The organism is Paraburkholderia sp. GAS38 (assembly GCF_050434965.1).
Lineage (GTDB): Bacteria > Pseudomonadota > Gammaproteobacteria > Burkholderiales > Burkholderiaceae > Paraburkholderia > Paraburkholderia phenazinium_A.
Genome location: NZ_JBNDJO010000003.1, coordinates 498,223 through 519,271, shown reverse-complemented (window position 1 = coordinate 519,271; position 21,049 = coordinate 498,223). Strand labels below are relative to the sequence as shown.

The window sequence follows — 21,049 nt, the reverse complement described above, 5'->3', positions numbered from 1 at the left end:
AACCATCCGTATCCGTTCTATCGGCATATTTTATATAGTCATACTAAGTAATGACGTGATTCTCCAGACCATTCGGCGAACCATCTGGCTTGAACATCACTCCATCCGTGCTGCCCCTACCCAGCGTCGACACAGCGCAGCGGTGTCCACTTTCGCTGCGCTTCGCCGACGCCGTTCCGTACTACTACGACACTCGCCCCCCTCAAACGCCGGGCTTAGGGATATGCCGCTTGACCACCATCAGCGCGATCATCACGACCAGCATCGCTGCACCCAGCATCGTGAGGTACGACGAAGCGCCGCCGGTGGTGATCACCATGGCTCCCGCGAAGGCGCTCAGAATCGCACCGATGCGTCCAAACGCCAGCGCCGAAGCAGTACCGGTTGCCCGCACGCCGGTCGGATAAACGTAGGCGCACAAGGCATACATCGTCGATTGCACCGCGTTCACGAACAGGCCATGCACGCCCAGCCCGAAGATCAACCAGCCGGTGTGCTGCGATACGTCCACGCCGAGCAGAAACCATGCGCTCAGCGCGCCGCCGGCACTGCAGATCAGGAGCGGCCAGCGCGATCCCGAGCGGGCAATCGCCACCGCACAAACCAGTGCGCCCACCACGCCACCGAGGTTGTACGCGGTCAGCCCCGACCCCGCCACGGAGACGGACAAACCTTGCGTGGTCAGCATGGTCGGCAGCCAGCTGAATGCGCTATACACCGCCAGCAGACACATGAAGAACGCACACCAGATCGCCACCGTGTCGGCCGCGCGGCCTTGGCGGAACAGCGCCGTGAAGCCAGTATGCTGTTCGGCGGCCTGCTCGCGCTTATCGGTAAACACCGCATCCGTTGCGACGTGGCGCGACATGCGCGCGAGCAAGCGGCTCAATTCCGCCCAGCGCTGCGGTCGACGTGCGAGGAAACGCGGCGACTCCGGCAACGTGAACAGCAACAGGACGCCAAGCACCAATGGCAGGATCCCGCCGGTCAGAAATAGGCCGCGCCAGCCGTACGCCGGCAGGATCACGTGAGCGAACACGCCGGCCACCATGCCGCCGAGCGGCACGCACACGATCGTCGCCGTGATCGCCAGCGTACGGCGCCGCGACGGCGTGAACTCCGCCGTCAAGGTGGTGGAACTGGGCAGCGCTCCGCCGATGCCGAACCCCGCGATCAGGCGCAGCACCGCGATCGTCAGGATGTTCGGCGCGAAGCTGATCGCGCATGTGGCCGCGCCGAACAGCAGCACGCTGCCGATCACCGCCCAACGCCGCCCGAAGCGATCCGCGAACAGCCCGGCGCAGGCGCTGCCTATCCCCATGCCGGTCAGGCCGGCGGCCACCACCGGCGCGAACGCCGTGCGGGCGATGCCCCACTCCTTGATCAGCACCGGAATCGCAAAGCCGATCAGTTGGCTGTCGAAGCCGTCGACGATAATCGAAAGCGCCGCGAGGAACACCACCACCTTCTGAACCACGGTATAGGGTCCATCGTCGAGCACGCTGCCAATATCCACCGCGGTCTGCGCGGGCTCGCTCGCCGGGCGCGCGCTATAGTCGCCAGGCGGTGCGCCGGCAACCGCGGCCGGCAGGGAATAACGGGTCATCGAACTGTCTCCTGTGTTTTGTATTTGCGCGTTCTTCGATTCGCGTTTTCTACTACCTGGTACTCCATATGGAACCGGCACCGCACCTGCCCGGCGCAATGCCGGCCGCTACGCTCAGAACGGATAGTGACGTGGCGTCGTCTGTACCGTGATCCAGCGCAGATCGGTGAATTCCGCAATCCCCGCCTGACCGCCAAAACGTCCGAGGCCACTACCCTTCACTCCGCCAAACGGCATCTGGGCTTCGTCGTGCACAGTAGGACCGTTGACATGGCAAATGCCGGATTCGATGCGTCGCGCGAGATTCATCGCCCGCGCCACATCGCGGCTAAACACTGCGGACGACAAACCGTATTCGTTGTCGTTTGCGCAGGCCAGCGCCTCTTCCTCGCCGTCTACCCGCACGATGGCCTTCACCGGCCCAAACGATTCCTCGGCATAAATGCGCATCGCAGGCGTGACGTGATCGAGCAGCGTCGCGGGCATCAGCGTGCTGTCCGCCTTGCCGCCGCACACCAGCGTGGCGCCTTTGGCCAGCGCGTCGTCGATCAGCGCGTTGCAGCGTTCGACCGTGCTCATATCCACGACCGAACCCAGCACGACCGGCCCCTTGCGCGGATCGCCCAGCGGCAGGCCACGCGATTTGGCGGCCAGTTGTGCCACGAAGGTATCGGCCACGCGCCGGTCGACGATAATCCGTTCGGTCGACATGCAGATCTGCCCCGAGTTGGCGAATGCGCCGAAGGCCGCGGCGTTGACTGCCGCGTCGAGATCCGCGTCGTCGAGCACGATCAACGGCGCCTTGCCGCCCAGTTCGAGCACGGCTGGTTTCAGATAACGCGCACACGTCGCGGCAATGATCTTGCCGACGTGCGTCGAGCCCGTGAAGTTGACGCGCCGCACCTTCGGATGCGCGATCATCGCCTCGACTACGGCACCCGCATCGGCAGGGGCATTGGTCACGAAGTTCACCACGCCCTTCGGCAAGCCCGCTTCCTGCAGCACCTCGACGATCAGCCCATGCGTGGCCGGACAGATCTCGGAGCCTTTGAGCACCACAGTGTTGCCGCACGCCAGCGGCAAGGCGATGGCGCGCACGGCCAGGATCACCGGCGCATTCCAGGGCGCAATGCCGAGCACGACGCCCGCCGCCTGACGCACGCCCATGGCGAGGCTGCCCGGCACATCGGAGGGAATCAGTTCGCCGCCGACCTGGGTCGTCAGCGCGGCGGCTTCGAGCAAACCGCCGGCCGCCAGATGCACGTTAAAGCCCGCCCACATGCCGGATGCGCCGGTTTCCGCGGCCATTGCGGCGGCAAAGTCTTCACCGCGCGCTTCGAGCGCATGCGCGGCTTTCATCAGCAGCGCGCGCCGCGCGCCCGGCCCCATTGCCGCCCAGGCGGGAAAGGCGGCAGCCGCCGCATCGACGGCCGCGACGGCATCGGCCACGGTCGCCGCCGGGGCTCGCGTGGCGACCTCGCCATCAAGGGGATTGCGGCGTTCGAAGGTCGCGCCGTTACTGGCCTGAACCGCTTCGCCGTCGATCAACATCGAAATGGACTGCATCGTTTTGTCTCCGTTGGAACGTTGTCTCCTGCCGGCAGCGACACCACCGCAGGGCTGCCATTCTTATTGGCGATCAGGCCACCACGACTTCGACCAGCCTCGGCTTCGGCGAGCGCAATGCCGCGCGCAATACCTCGTGCAGGCGGTTCGCGTCGCTCACGCGCTCGCCCTGGCAGCCCATCCCCGCAGCCAGCGAGACGAAATCGAGGCCGGGCAGATCGGTGCCTTGCACCGGGTCGGTGTCGGCAAAACCGAACTCCGGCGCGAACTCCTGCAACGCGGCATAACGCGAGTTATTCAGGATCACGAAGGTAATCGGCACATCGAGTTGCACCGCGCTATACAGCGCCTGAATCGAATACATGCTGGAGCCGTCGCCGATCACGGCGATCACCCGCGTGCCCGGCTTCGCCAGCGCCACCCCGACCGCGGCAGGCATGCCGTAGCCGAGGCCGCCGCTGTCCATCGTATAGAACGTGCCGCTGCGCGTGATGGGCAGGTAGGCCTGCAGCGCCGGACGCGAACTCGGTGCTTCTTCGACCACGATATCGGCTGCGTCGCGCACCTCCGCCAGCGTTTGCAGCGCGAAGGCCACCGACATGCGCGGCGACGGCTCGGCGCGCGGCCGTGGCGCACGCGGCTCGGGCAACGGCCGCGAGCGGGGCGCAGGACGCTCCAGCAGATCGGTCACGCCAAGCCGGATATTGCCCACCGCAGCGATCCCGACCGGCGTCCACGCGGCCACGCCCGGATCGTCGATCAGTTGGCACAGTGCCGCGCCTTGCGGCACATGCGGACCGGCGCCTTCCACGTGATACGTAAAAGCCGGGGCGCCCACCACGAAGATCAGGTCGTGTCCCGCGAGCTGGTCGACGATCTTCTCGCGCATCGCCGGCAGGAAACCGGCGAACAGCCGGTGGTCTTCAGGAAAGCCGCAGCGTCCCGACATGGGCGCCACGTAGACGCGAGCGTTGTGCCGTTCGGCGAGACGCACGACGGCGTCCCAGGCGCCGGCGCGATCCACCGCACCGCCGACCACGAGCGCAGGACGCTCGCTCGCATCGAGCGCGGCGCCGATCTGCTCGAGTACCTGTGGCTCGGGCCGCGTCACGGTGCTGACCACGCGTGCCGGCACCGGCTCGGCCGGGCGATCCCAATCGTCGACCGGAATCGACACCAGCACCGGGCCGCGCGGCTCCTGCATCGCCACGTGGTAGGCCCGCGCAATCGCCAGCGGCACATCCTCGGCGCGCGCCGGTTCGATGCTCCATTTGACATAGGGCTTCGGTAACTCGGTCGCCTGCGTGGAGGCGAGGAACGGATCGAACGGCAGAATCGAGCGGGCCTGCTGGCCGGCCGTGATCACGAGCGGCGTGCGGTTACGGAAAGCCGTGAAGATGTTGCCCATTGCGTTACCGAGGCCAGCCGCCGAATGCAGGTTCACGAACGCGGCATTGCCGGTGGCCTGGGCATAACCGTCGGCCATGCCGACCACGACGGCCTCCTGCAGGCCCAGCACATAGCGGAAATCAGCGGGGAAATCGCGGAACAGCGGCAGTTCGGTCGAGCCGGGATTGGCGAAGACCGAGGTCATGCCGAAGCGGCGCATCAGGTCGATGACCGCGTGACGCACGGTGAACGGCGCGGCCGGGGTGGTGCAGGAAGGGGTCGGAGTGCCCGAAACGTCTGAGGAACGGGGCGCGCTGCTGGTCATGCTCGTGTCTCCTATCTTGATGGCGCATTATCGAAAGCCGCCCCTTGATTGAAAATTGCCTTTTTTGAGAAAAGGCATTACTTTTGCGCATGACTTTCAATCTGCAACAACTTCATGCGTTCACGACCATCGTCGAGAGCGGCAGCCTCGGCCGGGCGGCGGAACTGCTTCATGTGACCCAGCCGGCGCTCAGCCGTTCGATCAAGCGGCTCGAAGCCCAACTCGGCGCACCGCTGTTCGAGCGTCACTCCAAAGGCATGCAGCTTACGGCGATTGGCGAAACGCTGCTGCCGCACGCTACCCTGCTGCTGCGCGAAGCCGACAACGCCCGCGAAGAAATCGACGCAATGCGCGGCCTCGCCAAGGGCACGATCCGGGTGGGCGCGGTGGCGAGTATCGCGACGCTCGTTCTGCCGCTGGCGGTGAGCGGCGTGCTGGCGCGCTGGCCGAACCTGCGCGTGCAGATTATCGAGGGCGTGTGGGACCGCCTGGCGGACAGCCTGCTCAAGCAGGAGATCGACCTCGCGCTCAGCATGGCGGTGCCCGACACGGACGAAATCACTGCCATCGCCGACTGCTGCTGGGAAGACCTGAGTTATGTGGTCGCCGCGCTCGATCATCCGCTGCGTAACAAGGCGAATCTATGCCTCGCGGATACGCTGGGCCTGCCATGGTGTTTGCCGCCACGCGGCACAGGGCCCTTCGAGCATCTGGAACGGGTGTTCGCCGAACAGGGCCTGGGCATGCCTGAGATTGCCGTGGAGACCCGTTCGATCACGGTGCTGAAGAGCCTGGTGACGCGTGCGGGCTTCCTGAGCTGGATGGCCGCGCCGATGTACGACACCGAAAGTGCCGCGGGTGTGTTCGACACCTTGCCGATTGCCGGCCTGGTCGGCAGGCGGACGTTGACGGCATTTCGCCGGCGGCGCGGCATTTTGCCGAGTCCGGCGGTCAGGCTGCTGGAGCAGTTGCGGTTGTTGACGGCAGATCGGGATAACGGATAACGGGCAACGCGGCACATGCACGGCACCGTACAGACAGTTCCGCGCAACTGTGAGATGCTGAAGCCCGCTGCGCCGCCTTTATGGCACTCACAGATTTCACACCACGCGCGGACATTTGATGTCGAACCTTCAACACCCGAAACAGAATCACCTGCTATCCGTCTTACCTGATGCAGAGTGGCTACGCATTGAACCGCACCTCGTGCCGGTCGAGATGCCGCTGGGCCAGGTTGTCTACGAATCCGGCGACCGCCTCGATCACGTGTATTTCCCCACCACCGCCATCGTCTCGCTGCTGTACGTCATGGAAGACGGCGCCTCCGCGGAGATTGCGATTGTCGGCAACGAGGGGCTCATTGGCATCGCGCTGTTTATGGGCGGAGAAACCACCCCTAGCCGCGCGGTCGTGCAAAGCGCAGGGCACGCCTATCGGCTTGAAGCCCGCCTCCTGAAGGAAGAGTTTCATCGTGCCGGCCCAGTGCAGCGGCTGTTGCTTCGGTACACCCAGGCATTGATCACACAGATGGCGCAAACCGCGGTTTGCAACCGGCACCATTCGATCGATCAACAGTTGTGCCGCTGGCTGCTCCTCAGCATCGACCGGTTGCCGTCCAATGAACTGAAGATGACGCAGGAACTGATCGCCAACATGCTCGGCGTACGCCGGCCTGGCGTGACCGAGGCGGCCATGAAGTTGCAGGATGCAGGCTTGATCCGCTACAGCTATGGTCATATCGAGGTACTGGACAGGCCCGGTCTGGAAAAGCGTGTCTGCGAATGCTACGGCGTGGTGCGGCGCGAATTCGACCGCCTGTTGCCCGATCTGCGCGCCATCTAGGCGCGAGACAAACAGGCCGCGACCTTCACGGAAGGATCGTGGCCTCTCAAAGCTGAATACCCCCAGCCGCTAGCGCTCATGGCCCGGTCATGCCTGGATTTCGCCCGGCAATGCCGTCCTTTGTTTAGTCCAATAGCCCGGTCTGCCGTAAAACTCGTGCAGTGCCGTTTCGTAGTCGCGGGTAACCGGAATCGTGTCGTCGTACGCGGGACCTTGTTTGATCGCATCGCGCGTCAACGTCGTGGACACGGTTGAACCGAACCAGTCGATCAGTTCGATCCACCCGGTTGCCAGCAGCACTTCCTTGCCACCGGGCCACCAGTTGCGCGTATCGACGGTCAGATAGCGGATGACCCACGACTCGTCGTCGAAGACGAAGCCGGAAACGTGGCCGATGCTGCCGTCGATCGTTTCGATGTGATAGCCCTTCATGCCTTCCGTGCTGCGCAAATGGGTATCCGCCGGCGGCTCGTCGGGATCCGGTTCTACAGACGGATAAGCGCCCAACGGCAGCGCCGCTGTTGCATCCAGTCCGTCGAAGGCCGGGTACGCCCCCATCCCCCAGACGTTCGGGCCGCCCCAATAGGTCGGATAACCGTAGTACCGCAGGTAGTCGATCTCGTGCTGACGCGACACCGGCTTGTGCGCATCGATATTCGGGCTATCGCGCACCTGTTGCTGCGTGAGCCTCACGCGCACCTCAGTCGAACCCGGATCGGCGTGCAACACCGCATACGGCGAAATCAGCACCTGCCGGTCCCTCAGCCAGTTGCCCGTGTCGACCACCAGGTAGCGAACGGCCCACGCTTCATCGTCGAAGTAGAGTTGCGTGACGGTCCCGACATCGCCGTCGCTTGCCTTGACGGTGGACCCCTGCAAAAACTCGATATTGCGCAACATGTTCGATGCTCCATTTCCGCTTCGCGTCACGCGGCGGGCCGCGTCGCCTCCCAAGGGGAGATTGCTTCGACGCTACGCCCGATCGGTTCGAAAAGCGGTACGTCAGCGTACAAACTCGCTAGTAGTTGGCGTAATGGAGCGGCAATGCAGGACTTGTACGGTAACGTGCAGACGCCCGGTTTCAATCGGCCTATCTTGCAGATGAGGCATTGACCAGCCTCCAAAAGGAAAACAATGTCACTGCATGAATTCGCCAAAGATCTGGCACACCTCGAATACGTCGTTCCGCTACTCGAACGCGGCAATCCGCTCTCGCTTCCGTACTGGCGCAATCGCGTCACCGCGCTCCAGGCCCAGCAGTCCCTCTTGCCGGATGGCACCAAACGTGTGGCCAGGCTGCTCAAACTCTTCAACGAGTTCGAGCGCGAGTCGGTGTCGTCGCGGTAACGCGTACCGGCTGGGTCTTGGAGCGGTACAGCGAAGTCCCGAAGATCAGGCCCATTCCTAGTACGATTCCCCACATTGCGGCAGTCATATCTATTCCTTTAAGTGGCTCGCGACGCCGTGCATCGCGATCAAACATCAACCGTCTGGACGACCTCATCCGGGAACGGAACTTCGTTGATGCTCCCCTGAACCGGGAAACGTGTCTGTACGCTGCGGGACCGTCTCCAGACCGACTGCCATCCGGTGGTGCACGCCACGTATAAACAGAGCATCCCTTGGCGCGCACCCCTCAAGCCTTCGCGAATTCGAGCACCACGCGCGACGGCACATCGCCATGCGCGAGACGGTGGAACACGCTGTTGATCGCCGACAGCGGTTGAAGCTCGAAATCGGCCTTCACCTTGCCGTCTGCGGCGAAGGCGAGCGCTTCGGCCATATCGCGGCGACTGCCGACGAAGGAGCCGCGAATCGTGATGCAGTTCGCCACGACATCGAACAACGGCGTCGGAAACTCACCCGGCGGCAACCCGACAAGCACGCAGGTACCGCATTTGCGCGTCATGCCGACGCCTTGCTTGAATGCCCCCAGCGACGGGGCCGTGATCAGCACACCGTGCGCGCCGCCCCCCGTGGCTTTGATGACCGCCGCGATGGGGTCGCCGTCTTTTGCATTGACCGTGGCATCCGCGCCGAGGCGTTTGGCGTGGGCGAGCTTACCGTCGTCGATATCGACCGCACACACATGCAAGCCCATCGCCTTGGCATACTGAATGCCCAGATGCCCGAGACCGCCGACGCCGGAGATCACCACCCACTCACCCGGCCTTGCCTGGGTCTCCTTGATGCCTTTATAGGAAGTGATCCCTGCACAGATGAGCGGGGCCGCTTCGCGCGCCGCCAGATGGGCCGGAATGTGAGCGACGTAGTTCGGATCGGCAACAATGTATTCGGCGAAACCGCCGTTCTTCGTGTAGCCGCCAAACTGCGCTTCGGCACACACCGGTTCTCGTGCGGCGAGGCAAAACTCGCAATGCCCACACGCGGAGTAAAGCCATGGCACCCCCACGCGGTCGCCTTCCTTCACGGCGGTGACGCCCGAACCCAGCGCCGTGACGATACCAATACCCTCATGGCCCGGCGTGAACGGCAACGCAGGCTTGACCGGCCAGTCCCCATTCGCGGCGTGCAAATCGGTGTGGCAGACACCGCAGGCTTCGGTCTTGACCAGTATCTGGCCCGGACCGGGTTCGGGAATATCCAGTTCTTTAAGCACCAGCGGCTTGCCGAACTGTTCGACAACAGCAGCTTGCATTTTCGATGTCATGGCTTGTTCCTCGGTTTTGATGAGTTCAACGGGTTAGGCCACGGCCGGCAAGCCGAACCCCTGACCGCTTCGCCCATCTTGATGAGCACGGCCCGGGCGTCGCCATAGACCATGTTGCAGTTGTCCGCGTAGAAGAGTTCATTGACGATGCCGGCGTAGCCCTCGCCTTCCCCGCGCTTGATCACGAACACCTGCTTGGCGTGGTCGGCGTTGAGAATCGGCATGCCGCAAATAGCGGACGCTGCATCGGTGCGCGCGGCCGGGTGGACCGCACACTTCACCGATACGCCGCGCTTCTGCAGCCGGGTGTTACAAAACGACGGCGTGCCGCCTGAAATTCCGCGGCTCGCCAATGGGCAAGACGACGCGGTCATAAACTTCGTTGATCAGATCCGCCGCGGACAGGTAGAAAGCCAACGCGGCAGTGACAAGCCCCATATAGCCGCCTGCCATGTGCAGCAGGCCTGAGCCGGTCCATTCACCTGCCGCGAGCAGGAAGAACGTGATCCACAGCGCGAGAAAAATGGATTGCAGCGCGCGTGGCGAACGAAACGTGGCCAGCCACATATAGAAAGTGAAGACGCCCCACAGGAACAGATACCAGCCGACAAACGCAACCGGCACCTTGTCGTGCAGAAACAGAACGAATAACGCAAACGACCACCAGAACGCGCCGTAGCTCAGGAAAGCGGTCGCACCAAAGGTATTGCCGCGCGGCAACTCCATGATTCCCGCGATAGCCTGAGCGGTGCCGCCGTAGGCTAGCGCGCACGCCAGCACCATCCCCATCGAGTCGCCGCTAAACCAGCCCGCGTTGATCATGCTCAGCAGCCAGGTGGTCAACGCAAAACCCGCCAGCCCCAGCGGAGCAGGATTCGAAAGCCGCGGTAAAACTGTTTCAGTACGCATGATCTGCTCCTGACGTGGCGCCAACCCGACCGTCAAGGTCGATTGACGCAGAATGCTTCTGTACGCTGTTCTGGGCACGCGGCAACCCACGCGCCGTGCCGGTGCCGCTGTGGATGCCGCTGCTGTTGCCGGTGCTGTGGCCGCTTAGCCCAACTGATCGAGAATCGCGGGATTTTCGAGTGTCGAGACGTCCTGGGTGATCTCATCGCCCGCTGCCAGCGAACGCAGCAAGCGGCGCATGATTTTTCCGGAGCGCGTCTTCGGGAGGTTCTCGCCGAAGCGGATCACTTTCGGCTTCGCGATCGGTCCAATCTCCTTGCCCACCCAGGCGCGCAATTCGTTGGCAATCCTCTCGGCTTCCGTCCCTTCTGGGCGAGGCCCCTTCAGGACCACGAAGGCGACGACAATTTCGCCGGTGGTTTCGTCCGGGCAACCCACCACGGCCGCCTCGGCGACGAGCGGATTGGCCACCAGAGCCGATTCGATTTCCATCGTGCCCAGCCGGTGGCCCGACACGTTAAGCACGTCGTCAATGCGTCCTGTGATGGTGAAGTAGCCGGTTTCGCTATCGCGTACAGCGCCGTCGCCGGCGAGATACAGCTTGCCGCCGAGGTCGTCGGGGAAATAGCCTTTCCTGAAACGTTCAGGGTCGCCCCATACGGTGCGCAGCATGGACGGCCACGGGCGCTTGATCACCAGCAAGCCGCCCTGCCCGTCAGGCACATCCTGCCCTGTTTCATCCACCACGGCCGCCATGATCCCCGGCAAGGGCAAGGTGCAGGAGCCGGGCACGAGCGGCGTTGCGCCCGGCATCGGCGCGATCATGTGGCCGCCGGTCTCGGTTTGCCACCACGTATCGACGACGGGGCATCGCGCACGGCCGACGTACTCGTAGTACCACATCCATGCCGCCGGATTGATCGGCTCGCCCACGGTGCCGAGAATGCGCAGGCTCGACAGATCGAAGCTGTCCGGGTGGACCTTGATGTCGGCTTCCGCCAGCTTGATCAGCGAACGGATTGCGGTGGGCGCGGTATAGAAGAGGCTCACCTTGTGGCGCTCGATCATCTGCCAGAAACGGCCAGCGTTCGGCCAGGTGGGTACGCCTTCAAACATGACCTGGGTCGCACCAAGCGCCAGCGGACCGTACGCGATATAGCTGTGTCCGGTGATCCAGCCGATATCGGCGGTGCACCAGAACACGTCCGACGGTTTCCAGTCGAAGGTCCACTTCAGGGTCTGCGCGGCCCACAGCAAAAAACCGCCGGTGCAGTGCTGCACGCCCTTCGGCGTGCCGGTCGAGCCGGACGTGTAGAGGATAAAGAGCGGATGTTCGGCCCCAACCCATGCGGGCGCGCATTGATCGGACTCGGCCTGCATGAGCTCATGCATCCACACATCGCGGCCGTCGTGCCAGGCTACCTTGCCGCCGGTACGCCGATAGACGATCACGCTCTTCACCGCCTCGCAGCCGCCCATGGCGAGCGCTTCGTCGGCAATGTTTTTCAGCGGTAGCGCCTTGCCGCCGCGCATCTGCTCGTCGCAGGTGACCAGCGCGATCGCACCTACATTGACGAGCCGCTCATTGAGCGATTTCGACGAGAACCCGCCGAACACCACCGAATGTGTGGCGCCGATCCGCGCGCAGGCCTGCATCGCGACGATGCCTTCGACCGACATCGGCATATAGATCACCACGCGGTCGCCCTTTTGCACGCCGCGCTTTTTCAGCGCATTCGCAAAGCGGCAAACACGTTGCAGCAGATCCTGGTAGGTGACGTTCGTCACGGTACCGTCGTCGGCCTCGAAAATCACCGCGACGCGCGTGCCCTGACCGGCCTCGACGTGACGATCGAGGCAGTTGTACGACGCGTTGAGCTCGCCATCCTTGAACCACTGATAAAACGGTGCGCGCGATTCATCGAGTACCGTGGAGAACGGCTTTTTCCACGTCAGCGCGTCGCGGCCCAGACGCCCCCAGAAGCCCTCATAGTCGCGTTCCGCTTCGGCGCAGAGCGTGCGGTAGGCATCCATGCCCGAAATCGCCGCCTGCGCCGAAAACGCAGCGGACGGAGGGAAGATTGGCGGTTCGCGAAGAACCGCGCCAGCGACATCATCGATTAGCATTGCTTGCTCCCATGCGGGTTTGAGCATGAATCTGCGACACGATCCGCCACGTGCATGGCGGAAAGAGATAGGGTTGTCGGATGCGGGGCATGATGGCCACTCCCTGGCTAAAGCGGGGCGGCACTGACGAGTGATCCGGCTGGATCACATTGCGTGGGACTGTCGCGAGCACCTTTGGAATGGAAACGCAAAGGTGCTTGGGGTTACGGTGCGCCTGCCCTGCACTGAGGTCGGTACGGTGGCGTACCAGGTTGTGTCCTGCTTCGGCACGGCAGTTACCCGCGATGCGCGCTAGGTCATGCTCAGGCGAGCGAACACCGGAATCTTCACTGCGTTCATCACTACGGCAAAGACCACGGCGGCGGCCAGCACACCTATCACCGTCGTGGCGGGCAACGCCGTCATCGCGATGCCGCCGATGGCAAGCAACAAAGCAATGAGAACATCAGTCGCCGACGACGCGACCAGCCAGACACTCGGCCGTGCGCCCCACATGCGCCGGCGCTGCCGGATCGCATACAGCATGGCCTGACTGCCGAAGACAAGCGTCACAAATGTGAGGGTTTGCAATGCCGCCGTATCGAGGCCCAGGGCGAACTTGCCGGTCGCGAGGGCCGCCGTGCAGAAGGCGAGCAATGCAATGCCCATCACGACACCGGCGATCGTCAGGTTGCCGATTTTCCAGGCATTCGGCGATGGCGACGGGTCCACGTTGTCAGTCGTCAGCGACATGGCGAGAAAGTCGCCCGCAATCATCAGGATCACCATCAGCAATGGGGTCAGGACCGCGTGTCCCGTCATGATGAGACCGAATACGAGCAGCAGCGCTGTTACGATCTTCTTGAGGATCGAGTTCAGCGTATAGGTCATGATGCGCTGGAAGGTGATGCGGCCTTCCTTCACCGCAGCAACGATCCCGGCCAGACCAGGTTCGGTCAACACCATGCCGGCCGCCGATTTGGCGACATCGGTTGCTGTCGATACCGCGATGCCGATTTGCGCCTGGCGCAGCGCGGGCGCGTCGTTGGCGCCGTCGCCGCACATGCCGACGATATGCCCGCCTTGCTGGAACGCCTTGACGAGCTTGTACTTGTCTTCCGGCATCACGCCGGCAAACACCGCGAACGCTTGCGGCGCCACCTCTTCCGGAATCGGCCCGGGCGGGCAGATCGCGCCGTCCAGACCCACAGCATGCGCGACAATCGCGGCGGTCGCGGGCGCATCGCCGGTCACCATCACCGCGCGCACGCCAAGCTCATGGAGTTCGGTGACGAGCGCAGCCGAGTCGGCCCGCGGCGGGTCGCTGAGCGCAACCAGTCCGACCAGTTGCAATACGTCCGGCGCACCCGCCGCGACAGCGAGTACGCGCAAGCCCTGTTGCTCGAGCGTGTTCGCTTGAGCCACCGCATCCGGCGACGGCGCCGCCAGGGTGGAAACGACCGCGAAGGCGCCCTTGACGATGCGCTGCGTGCCGCCACCCGGCGCCATGGCAAGCGCTTCGGACATTTTCTTCGCGGGGTCGAACGCGGTGAAAGTGACAAGCTTTGGTGCGTCCGCAACCACACCGGCCTCGGAGGCCGTACGGATCGCGGTGTCGACCGGGTCCTGTCCACCCTCCGCGCTCGCCAGCGCCGCCAGCGCCAACACGTGCCCTTTGTCGAAACCCGCCATGGCGTGCACGGAGGTGACGCTCAACGCGTTGCACGTCAGCGTACCGGTCTTGTCGGCGCACAGCACGTCCATGGTCCCGGCTTCGTCCACGGCGGTCAGGCGCGTGGATAGCACCCCCTGTTTCGCCAGGGCCCGCGCACCGAGTGCCGCAGACAGAGTGAAAGTGGCCGGCAGCGCGACGGGGATCGAGGCGAGCACCGCCGTCAGCACCAGCGGCACAATATCCGCAACCGGCATGTGCACAAAAAAGGCATAGGCAATCAGTAGCGCGATAACCACGCCGTTGAACGCAGCCAGATTGCGCACCACGAGCAGCACGGCCTTTTGCTGTGAACTCACCACGTGCGCGGTGCGCACCAGTTCCGCCGTGCGGCCGAAGCGCGTTCGGGCGCCCGTCGCCGTCACGAAACCCACCGCCTCGCCACGTCGCACCAGCGCACCGGCAAAGGTCTGCACGCCGGCACTCGCTTCGATCGGCTCCGACTCGCCCGTGAGCATCGAATGATCGAGCAGCACGTTGCCGGACGTGAGGCGCATGTCGGCGGCAACCACGCCGCCTAGCGACAACTTGACCACATCGCCCGGCACCAGGTCGGCCGCCGGGACAATCGACCACTTGCCGTCGCGCTGTACCGACGCGCTCAGCGCGAGGCGCGATTTCAGCGCCGCGAGCGTCGCCTGCGCACGGCTTTCCTGCAACAGTCCGAGCGCGGCGTTAAACACGAGCAACCCGGCAATGATCCCTGCCTCGACATACTTGCCGAGGGCGCATTGCAGCACGATCGCAGCCTCGAGCATCCACGGCACCGGTGCCCAGAATTTTTCGAGCGCCATGCGCAGCGGATGCGCCGACGTGTCCGGCATGGTATTCGGCCCGGACGCCGTCAGTTCGTGACGCGCCTGAATGCTGCTCAGTCCGCCGGGCGATGGCGCCGTTGGCGGGTTCGGTGCACCGTCTTTCGGCAAGGTCGTGGCCGCAGGAGTCATGGCTGATCAGGTCTCGGTTATCGTGCGCCGGATCGGCCGAGACGACGACGGCCCAGGCGACAGCCTGGCCGAGAGACTGAATCGGTCAATGGACGGAACGAGGTGCCGCGCCCGCGGAGGGGCGCACGCGGCCCGTCGAGGCGTCATCGGTTGAGGGCAGACAGTCAAACAGCCAATCCGCCATGGCGACCTGCTGAATCAGGATGCCCTCGCAGGTGAACTTGGTTTCAAAGAAGCCGCTCGCTTCGGCGGCTGCAATCAGCGAGGTGTAAGACGCAATCTCGTAGCGCTTGAAAGCCATCAGGATGGCCAGATTGCGGGCCAACTCTTCCGGCGTTTGCGCGATGCTCCCTGTTTCGATTGCGCCCGCGACGTCAGCGGGAAGCGCCGCCAGGGTGGCGTCGCTGCCGTCGGTACCTTCGATACGCTCCATGCAGCCCGCCAACGCTTTCTGGTTCGCGAGCGTGGCCGTCAGGTCCGCGTCGATACGCGCGCTGACCTCGGGATAGCGTGCCGTCGCGGCCACATGGGTACGCAGAAGCCACTCCGCATGCCGTTCCATCGCACAGGCATCCCGCAGCGTGCGCATCAGGTCCGCTTTAAGATGGGTCATTCGGAATCCCTATCAAATTCATACCGACGACATGGGCGCGCGAGTTTGCACCACCGCTTGCACCACCGTTTGCACCACGATAGGCAGGCGAAGCGTGAATTCGCTGCCGGCACCTGGACCTGCGCTGACCGCCGATACCGTCCCGTCGTGCGACTCGGCAACGGCCTTCACGACCGCAAGCCCGACTCCTAGACCACCCGCGCTCGCCCCGATCGTTCTGCAGGATTGCGCGAACAGATCGAAGATATGCGGCAAGAGTGCATCCGATATGCCCATGCCGTCGTCCTTCACCGATACGACCAGAACATGCCGGTCCGCAAGCACGTTGACCGCGATGTGCCCGTGCTCGGGGGTGTACTTGATCGCGTTATGCAGAAGATTGTTGACGGCCTGCGCGAGGCGCACCGGGTCGCCTTCCACGCGCAACGTCCTGTCCGCGATCTGCACCGCGAAGGTCTGGCTGCGCTGCGCCGCTGCCAGCGCGGCAGCGGTCAGCGGCGCGGCGAGCACCGCCACCACGTCCACCGGAACCTTGCTCACGCGTAGCGCGCCATGCTCGACCCGCATGGCGTCCATCAGATCCTCGGACAGTCGTACGATGTGCGCGATTTGCCGGTCGATCATGTCGACCGATCGAAGCACCTCCGGCCGGTCGGTCGACACCCTGCGAATGAGATGCGCCGCGAGCTGCAACGGCGTCAAGGGTCCGCGAAGCTCATGCGCCACCATGGCCAGAATTTCGTCCTTGAGCCGCAAGGCATCGAATTGACGAAGCGGCTGCGAAGCGGGCATGGAGAACGCACTGGCGGAACGCTGCGGCGGCGGTTCCATCATCGCGTCGGTCAAAGGTGCGTGCTCCGCCGTGGGCGTGCCCACGGACCAGCGGAAAGAGCCAGAATGAGCGGACATGTTGATCCTCCAGTCACGCCCCTTGTGAGAGCGTTGGATCGGTAGACGGCAATTGGCCATGGCCTGCGGCGCGAGAGCGGTCTGGAGCTCACTGGTACGCACGGGCTGAAAGAGCAGAGTCCCACGAACCAGGCGGTAAGTCTGTACGGTAGCGTTCAAGTCAGTAAAAACAACCGTATTCGGCCTGTTCGGGTAAATCAACCGTTCTCTTCCAGGAGCACTACGCTCCGGTTGTGGGCGGAACGTTCGCTCGTGTTGCAACTCCATGCGTTGTTGCACGCGAACGACCGTACGCCAGCATCATCAGGAAACTCAGTAAAAAACCGAGGCCGCCCAGCAGAAGCAGACCCGTTTCTCCGAACACGGGCAAAAGATTCGTCAGCAAGCCGGTCACGACCCAGGCCACCGCCATCACCGATCCGGCGACACCCAACGCCCAACCCTGCCGCTCTTCGCTGACTGCGTCGGAGAAAGCGGTGTACATCGTCGTGTAGGCCACCATGTCGAAGCAGCCGACCAGCGTTGCGAGACACCACAGCAGCTTTTCGTGCGGGAAGAGCGCAGAGAGAATCTGGCACACACCGGCAATCAGCAAACCGGTCTTCGCGATGTCGACGACACGCCATACGCGCAGCATCAACCGCACCACGAACAGCAGGCCCAGCACGAAGCACAGGCCGATCACGCCGCTGAACACGCCGAGCTGCGCGCTCGTATAGTGGAATTTCGTCTGCAGCAGCAGCATGATGGTCTGCAGATAGAGTCCGTAGCCGACCTGCATCAGAAAGAACACCGCCGACAGAAACGCGACCTGCCTGTGCTGCGCCGCCTGATAAACGATGCGCAACGGCAGCAGCAGGTCGACGCGGGCATGGCCGGACGGCGCGACAGCATCCCGGTACGAGCGCCACGTCCAGATTCCACAGATCAGCGACAACGCACCGACCAGCAGAAACGGCGTGCCGTAGTTGAACACCGGTGCGATGCTACGGTCCGAAGTCAGCCCGCCGAGCACGGGGCCGACAACGACGCCCGCACTGAAGGCCAACGACATGATGCTCATGTTGTACGCCTTGTTTTCAGGTGTGCTCATGTCCGTGATCGCCGCTTGCGCGATGCCCTGGCAACCGGCCATCAGACCGCTCAGGCCGCGGCCAAGGAGCAACAGCCACACGCTGGGCCACAAGGCGCCGGCCGCCATCAGGAAGTAGCTGATCGACAGGCCGAATACGCATACCAGCAGGATCTTGCGTCGACCGTAGCCATCGGACAGTTCGCCCATCAGCGACGAACCGAAGAACATGCAGAACGGATAGACGCCGTAGCCGAGGCCGAGATAGAAGTTGCGAATCTGAGCGCTGCTGTGCGGCGCCAGGATGCCCGCTTGCGGGTCGCCGAAAATCGCCGACATCATGGGGTAGACCAGGCCGAACCCCATTGCGTCGATGGCAATCGCAAGCAGGCAGGGACCGAGAAGTTTCAGGTTAAGTTTTGACATGAGCGGTCTGTAGGCAAACACAAAGTGCTCGCTACAGTAGCGCCGACCATGCAGGCACCGGTAGACAGCCGCAGCCGATAACTTCTATCGGTGAAACTGATACGATATTCGCCATGGACCTACTGGCAGCAATGCGAATCTACGTGCGGGTGGTTGAGCGCGGCAACATGTCGAGGGCCGCGCGCGACCTGGGTATTGGGCAACCTGCCGTCAGCGAGCGCATCGACCGGCTTGAACAGCACCTGGGCGTGCGACTGCTTCGCCGCAGTACGCGAGCGGTCTCGTGCACGGACGAAGGCAACCTGTTCTATGAGCGCAGCAAGCAGGTGCTCGAAGCCGCCGAAGAAGCCTGTGCGGCGGTCTCGCCCGACGACCGCGCCTTGCGCGGCACGCTGCGCATCGCCGCTCCGCAGAGCCTCGGCGAGGTGGTGCTGCCGCGCATTCTGCTGCACATCCGCGAACTGCACCCGGCGCTCGACATCGATTTGATCCTGAACGACCAGCTCGTCGATCCGGTGACCGAGGGCGTCGATATTTCCCTGCGTCTTGGCCAGCCCGGCGAAGGCGGTTTTATCGCCCGCCGCCTCGCGCACGTGCGCCGCGTCCTCGTTGCCGCCCCCGCCTATCTGGACCAATCTGGAGTCCCAGGCAATGCAGACGAACTGATCGAGCATCCTTTCATTCGCGTGAGGAATCTCTTCGGCGACGGACTGCTCAGGTTGATCGATACGGAGCAAGCGGTCGTTCAGGCGCCGATCAAGGTCGCCATGAGTGCGAGCCATTGGCGCCCGGTGTATGAATTGCTGATGGCCGGAGCGGGGATTGGCGTCCTGCAGGAACCGGCTTGCGCCGAAGCGCTGGCGTGCGGCCGCCTCGTGCGCGTGCTGCCGCAATACACCGTGCCGGGGTTCGACCTGCACGCGCTGTTTGCGGCCGCGCGGCCGATCCCCGCGAAGACGCGCGCCATCGTGACGATGCTGGAAAGGGACTTGCCGGCGGAGCTCGATCGTTCGGGTGCGACATACGCGACAACCGCAACAACCGCGATGAGCGGTAAGGCTAAAGGCGTAGAGGCGCTTTAGCCGCTCGGTGTCGCAATGGCCGGGCAAACATGCCCGGCCATTGCGGATTAGTGCCCGGAGAGCAGCACGCTTGCGATGACACCGGTCGCAACCGCGGCGAGGACATAGTCCCCGTTCACGCCGACCCAGTGGTAGCCGCGCGGCGGCGCTTGCAGGCCGTGCTCGCGCCAGTTGTCCACCTCGTAATTGCGATCGCGATACTCGGCCGGAAGCCGCTCGCCCTTATGCCAGTCGCTGTGGGGGATGGGGCCGCCGTCACGGCTGACATCGGCTTCGCGCGGGCCAGGCCGGCCATGCGACGGCGGACCGCCGCGATGGTCGTCATTGTGCTGTTGTGCGAATGCGGCACCGGACGTGCCGAGCAGGGAAACGATCACAAGTTGCGCGATGAGTGTCTTTTTCATAGCTGCGCCTCAAAGAGAGTGGCTAGATAGCGGGTTTGCGGTCGATGTCATGACTTATCGGCTGCATGACGTGGCTGATGCCCAGCGGCGTTCAAAAGACTAACGCCGGGAGATGATGGCACAAAGATCGCCGGTTTGCCAAAACCCCTGGGGTGCACGGCGCCGTGGCCTGCCTGGGCATCACATGATCTAACCCGCGCCGCTATGCTTCTCGTCGTTCGTCCCGGCGACGCAGTTCGCCAATGAACGTCTCAGCGGTCCACGACTCTCTGAGCGCGCGCCGAAAGAGTTCCTGCTGGCTTTCAGGCGCAAGGCCGCCGACAGGCGGGTCCCGGTCCAGGTTGGTGGGAAACGGATAGCCCTCGGCGCAAGATGCGATCACGGCGTCTATCTCCGCGTCGCTCATCTGTTGCGACGCGCGATTCCGCTGCAGGACCGGATACATCACCTCGCACATCCGCGTACGATTTAACGATTCCATCGCCCGTCCATAGGCCGAAGAAATCTGCAACAGATTGGCCATGCGCTGAATCGACGAGGTCTGGTTCGAACCGGCTGCATGAAACAGCGCGGGATTGAAGAAGAGCGCGTCGCCTTTCTTGAGCGCCAACTGCACATAGTGGCTCTCGAAGTAACTGCGAAAATCCTCACGACGCCACGCAAGATAGCCCGCAGCGTAGCGCTGCGAAAACGGCAGCAGCTTGGTGGGCCCGCTCTCGACCGGCATATCGCTATGCACGACGGCACCCTGCAGCGTGAGAAACGGCGACATCGCATGCACGTGGGCCGGATAGCGTTCGGACTGGGCCGCGCTCTGAAAGCCGAGGTGATAGTCCCTGTGCGCCTGCTGCGCCGCGCCGCCTGGCCGAACCACGTTGACCTGGGAAGTGACCTGAAAACATGGACCTAACCACGCCTCAGCCGCGGCAACCAGAACAGCATTGGCGTAGTAGCGGGCGAACACCTCGGGCGCGCGCAGACAGAGCTTTTCCTGCGCGTTCCAGATCCGGTCATTGGCGCCTGCCTTGGCGAAGTGATCTCCCACTGCAACGCCGGCGTCGCGCTCGTCACGAATGATGGCTTCGAACACTTTCGTTGCAGCGTCGATCGGCGCGGTATCGGCGAAGGCGTTCTCCAGCACCAGCACACCCGCGCCGTCATTGAGCACGTCCGCCCACTCGGCTTGCAGGTCGAGACGGCGGGACGGGTCGTCAAGCGCTGAACCGAGTTCGCGGCAGTCGTAGACCGGAATGTGCTGGCGTATGTCGACAGCAAAGCGCAGGAGGCCATCCTCCTCGCGCGATTGAAGTACGGTCAGAAAATCGTCGAGCGAACAGTCCTGCTCGCGATACCAGTGAGAGGGTTTTGCGCCTGAGCGCGGATCGTTGTGTTTCATGGTGTGGTGTGTCCGTTCGATCAAGCATAGCGCTTCACCGAGGTCCTGCGTCAC

At 63.6% G+C, this 21,049-nt stretch carries 18 protein-coding genes; 4 read left to right on the top strand and 14 right to left on the bottom strand.

The window, feature by feature from the left end; translation table 11 throughout:
* Window positions 1–202 precede the first annotated feature (202 nt).
* The 3 genes from P3T42_RS09860 to mdlC form a co-directional block, all read right to left on the bottom strand.
* Window positions 203–1,606 (bottom strand): MFS transporter, encoded by a 1,404-nt coding sequence (locus tag P3T42_RS09860; RefSeq protein WP_429305888.1) that lies wholly within the window; start codon window positions 1,604–1,606, stop codon window positions 203–205.
* A 114-nt stretch (window positions 1,607–1,720) separates the two neighbouring features.
* Window positions 1,721–3,172 (bottom strand): aldehyde dehydrogenase, encoded by a 1,452-nt coding sequence (locus tag P3T42_RS09855; protein ID WP_429305887.1) that lies wholly within the window; start codon window positions 3,170–3,172, stop codon window positions 1,721–1,723.
* A 73-nt stretch (window positions 3,173–3,245) separates the two neighbouring features.
* Window positions 3,246–4,886, bottom strand: a complete 1,641-nt coding sequence (gene mdlC, locus P3T42_RS09850; protein WP_429305886.1) for a benzoylformate decarboxylase — start codon at window positions 4,884–4,886, stop codon at window positions 3,246–3,248.
* Window positions 4,887–4,975: 89 nt separating this feature from the next.
* On the opposite strand from mdlC, the gene P3T42_RS09845 reads away from it, so the two are divergent.
* Window positions 4,976–5,890, top strand: coding sequence for a LysR family transcriptional regulator (locus P3T42_RS09845; RefSeq protein WP_429305885.1), 915 nt, complete (start codon window positions 4,976–4,978; stop codon window positions 5,888–5,890).
* Between the two features lie 118 nt (window positions 5,891–6,008).
* Entirely contained in the window at window positions 6,009–6,728 is a 720-nt protein-coding gene (locus tag P3T42_RS09840; RefSeq protein ID WP_074294657.1) for a Crp/Fnr family transcriptional regulator, read from the top strand.
* 87 nt (window positions 6,729–6,815) lie between these two features.
* Here P3T42_RS09840 and P3T42_RS09835 read toward each other — a convergent pair whose 3' ends face one another.
* The gene (locus P3T42_RS09835) at window positions 6,816–7,628 is read right to left on the bottom strand and encodes a PRC-barrel domain-containing protein (protein ID WP_429305884.1); all 813 of its coding nucleotides are present in this window, start codon (window positions 7,626–7,628) and stop codon (window positions 6,816–6,818) included.
* A 234-nt stretch (window positions 7,629–7,862) separates the two neighbouring features.
* On the opposite strand from P3T42_RS09835, the gene P3T42_RS09830 reads away from it, so the two are divergent.
* The gene (locus P3T42_RS09830; protein ID WP_074294655.1) at window positions 7,863–8,075 is read left to right on the top strand and encodes a hypothetical protein; all 213 of its coding nucleotides are present in this window, start codon (window positions 7,863–7,865) and stop codon (window positions 8,073–8,075) included.
* A gap of 289 nt (window positions 8,076–8,364) precedes the next feature.
* Here the strand turns inward: P3T42_RS09830 and P3T42_RS09825 are convergent, their stop codons facing one another.
* From P3T42_RS09825 to P3T42_RS09790, 8 genes are all read right to left on the bottom strand, one after another.
* Window positions 8,365–9,399: a zinc-dependent alcohol dehydrogenase gene (locus P3T42_RS09825; protein WP_074294654.1), complete on the bottom strand. Its 1,035-nt coding sequence runs from the start codon at window positions 9,397–9,399 to the stop codon at window positions 8,365–8,367.
* Window positions 9,396–9,623, bottom strand: coding sequence for an NAD(P)(+) transhydrogenase (Re/Si-specific) subunit beta (locus P3T42_RS09820; RefSeq protein ID WP_429305883.1), 228 nt, complete (start codon window positions 9,621–9,623; stop codon window positions 9,396–9,398). Before P3T42_RS09820 ends, P3T42_RS09825 begins: the two co-directional genes overlap by 4 nt.
* 85 nt (window positions 9,624–9,708) lie before the next feature.
* Window positions 9,709–10,308, bottom strand: a complete 600-nt coding sequence (locus P3T42_RS09815) for an acetate uptake transporter (RefSeq protein WP_429305882.1) — start codon at window positions 10,306–10,308, stop codon at window positions 9,709–9,711.
* A 144-nt stretch (window positions 10,309–10,452) separates the two neighbouring features.
* A complete protein-coding gene (gene acs, locus P3T42_RS09810) occupies window positions 10,453–12,435 on the bottom strand; it encodes an acetate--CoA ligase (protein WP_429305881.1) in 1,983 nt (660 codons plus the stop codon).
* A 291-nt stretch (window positions 12,436–12,726) separates the two neighbouring features.
* Window positions 12,727–15,093, bottom strand: a complete 2,367-nt coding sequence (locus tag P3T42_RS09805) for an HAD-IC family P-type ATPase (protein ID WP_429305880.1) — start codon at window positions 15,091–15,093, stop codon at window positions 12,727–12,729.
* Between the two features lie 85 nt (window positions 15,094–15,178).
* Window positions 15,179–15,706 carry a DUF892 family protein gene (locus tag P3T42_RS09800; protein ID WP_074294650.1) on the bottom strand — a complete coding sequence of 176 codons (528 nt, stop codon included), beginning with the start codon at window positions 15,704–15,706 and terminating at the stop codon, window positions 15,179–15,181.
* 18 nt (window positions 15,707–15,724) lie between these two features.
* Window positions 15,725–16,615: a sensor histidine kinase gene (locus P3T42_RS09795; protein WP_429305879.1), complete on the bottom strand. Its 891-nt coding sequence runs from the start codon at window positions 16,613–16,615 to the stop codon at window positions 15,725–15,727.
* Between the two features lie 220 nt (window positions 16,616–16,835).
* Entirely contained in the window at window positions 16,836–18,113 is a 1,278-nt protein-coding gene (locus tag P3T42_RS09790) for an MFS transporter (RefSeq protein WP_429305878.1), read from the bottom strand.
* 113 nt (window positions 18,114–18,226) lie between these two features.
* Between P3T42_RS09790 and P3T42_RS09785 the strand changes: the two genes are divergently transcribed.
* Window positions 18,227–19,195, top strand: a complete 969-nt coding sequence (locus P3T42_RS09785) for a LysR family transcriptional regulator (RefSeq protein ID WP_429305877.1) — start codon at window positions 18,227–18,229, stop codon at window positions 19,193–19,195.
* A gap of 47 nt (window positions 19,196–19,242) precedes the next feature.
* Here P3T42_RS09785 and P3T42_RS09780 read toward each other — a convergent pair whose 3' ends face one another.
* On the bottom strand, window positions 19,243–19,599 hold the full coding sequence (locus P3T42_RS09780; RefSeq protein WP_074294646.1) for an RcnB family protein: 357 nt from the start codon (window positions 19,597–19,599) through the stop codon (window positions 19,243–19,245).
* A 202-nt stretch (window positions 19,600–19,801) separates the two neighbouring features.
* On the bottom strand, window positions 19,802–20,995 hold the full coding sequence (locus P3T42_RS09775; RefSeq protein WP_429305876.1) for a phytanoyl-CoA dioxygenase family protein: 1,194 nt from the start codon (window positions 20,993–20,995) through the stop codon (window positions 19,802–19,804).
* Window positions 20,996–21,049 lie beyond the last annotated feature (54 nt).

Excerpts from the sequence above, each read along its gene's own strand:
- P3T42_RS09835 (WP_429305884.1), bottom strand. The coding sequence starts at position 7,628 with ATGTTGCGCAATATCGAGTTTTTGCAGGGGTCCACCGTCAAGGCAAGC.
- P3T42_RS09800 (WP_074294650.1), bottom strand. The coding sequence starts at position 15,706 with ATGACCCATCTTAAAGCGGACCTGATGCGCACGCTGCGGGATGCCTGT.
- P3T42_RS09775 (WP_429305876.1), bottom strand. The coding sequence starts at position 20,995 with ATGAAACACAACGATCCGCGCTCAGGCGCAAAACCCTCTCACTGGTAT.
- P3T42_RS09790 (WP_429305878.1), bottom strand. The coding sequence starts at position 18,113 with ATGTCAAAACTTAACCTGAAACTTCTCGGTCCCTGCCTGCTTGCGATT.
- P3T42_RS09830 (WP_074294655.1), top strand. The coding sequence starts at position 7,863 with ATGTCACTGCATGAATTCGCCAAAGATCTGGCACACCTCGAATACGTC.
- P3T42_RS09780 (WP_074294646.1), bottom strand. The coding sequence starts at position 19,599 with ATGAAAAAGACACTCATCGCGCAACTTGTGATCGTTTCCCTGCTCGGC.
- P3T42_RS09860 (WP_429305888.1), bottom strand. The coding sequence starts at position 1,606 with ATGACCCGTTATTCCCTGCCGGCCGCGGTTGCCGGCGCACCGCCTGGC.
- P3T42_RS09805 (WP_429305880.1), bottom strand. The coding sequence starts at position 15,093 with ATGACTCCTGCGGCCACGACCTTGCCGAAAGACGGTGCACCGAACCCG.
- P3T42_RS09785 (WP_429305877.1), top strand. The coding sequence starts at position 18,227 with ATGGACCTACTGGCAGCAATGCGAATCTACGTGCGGGTGGTTGAGCGC.
- P3T42_RS09845 (WP_429305885.1), top strand. The coding sequence starts at position 4,976 with ATGACTTTCAATCTGCAACAACTTCATGCGTTCACGACCATCGTCGAG.
- P3T42_RS09855 (WP_429305887.1), bottom strand. The coding sequence starts at position 3,172 with ATGCAGTCCATTTCGATGTTGATCGACGGCGAAGCGGTTCAGGCCAGT.
- P3T42_RS09825 (WP_074294654.1), bottom strand. The coding sequence starts at position 9,399 with ATGACATCGAAAATGCAAGCTGCTGTTGTCGAACAGTTCGGCAAGCCG.
- mdlC (WP_429305886.1), bottom strand. The coding sequence starts at position 4,886 with ATGACCAGCAGCGCGCCCCGTTCCTCAGACGTTTCGGGCACTCCGACC.
- P3T42_RS09820 (WP_429305883.1), bottom strand. The coding sequence starts at position 9,623 with ATGCCGATTCTCAACGCCGACCACGCCAAGCAGGTGTTCGTGATCAAG.
- P3T42_RS09815 (WP_429305882.1), bottom strand. The coding sequence starts at position 10,308 with ATGCGTACTGAAACAGTTTTACCGCGGCTTTCGAATCCTGCTCCGCTG.
- P3T42_RS09840 (WP_074294657.1), top strand. The coding sequence starts at position 6,009 with ATGTCGAACCTTCAACACCCGAAACAGAATCACCTGCTATCCGTCTTA.
- acs (WP_429305881.1), bottom strand. The coding sequence starts at position 12,435 with ATGCTAATCGATGATGTCGCTGGCGCGGTTCTTCGCGAACCGCCAATC.
- P3T42_RS09795 (WP_429305879.1), bottom strand. The coding sequence starts at position 16,615 with ATGTCCGCTCATTCTGGCTCTTTCCGCTGGTCCGTGGGCACGCCCACG.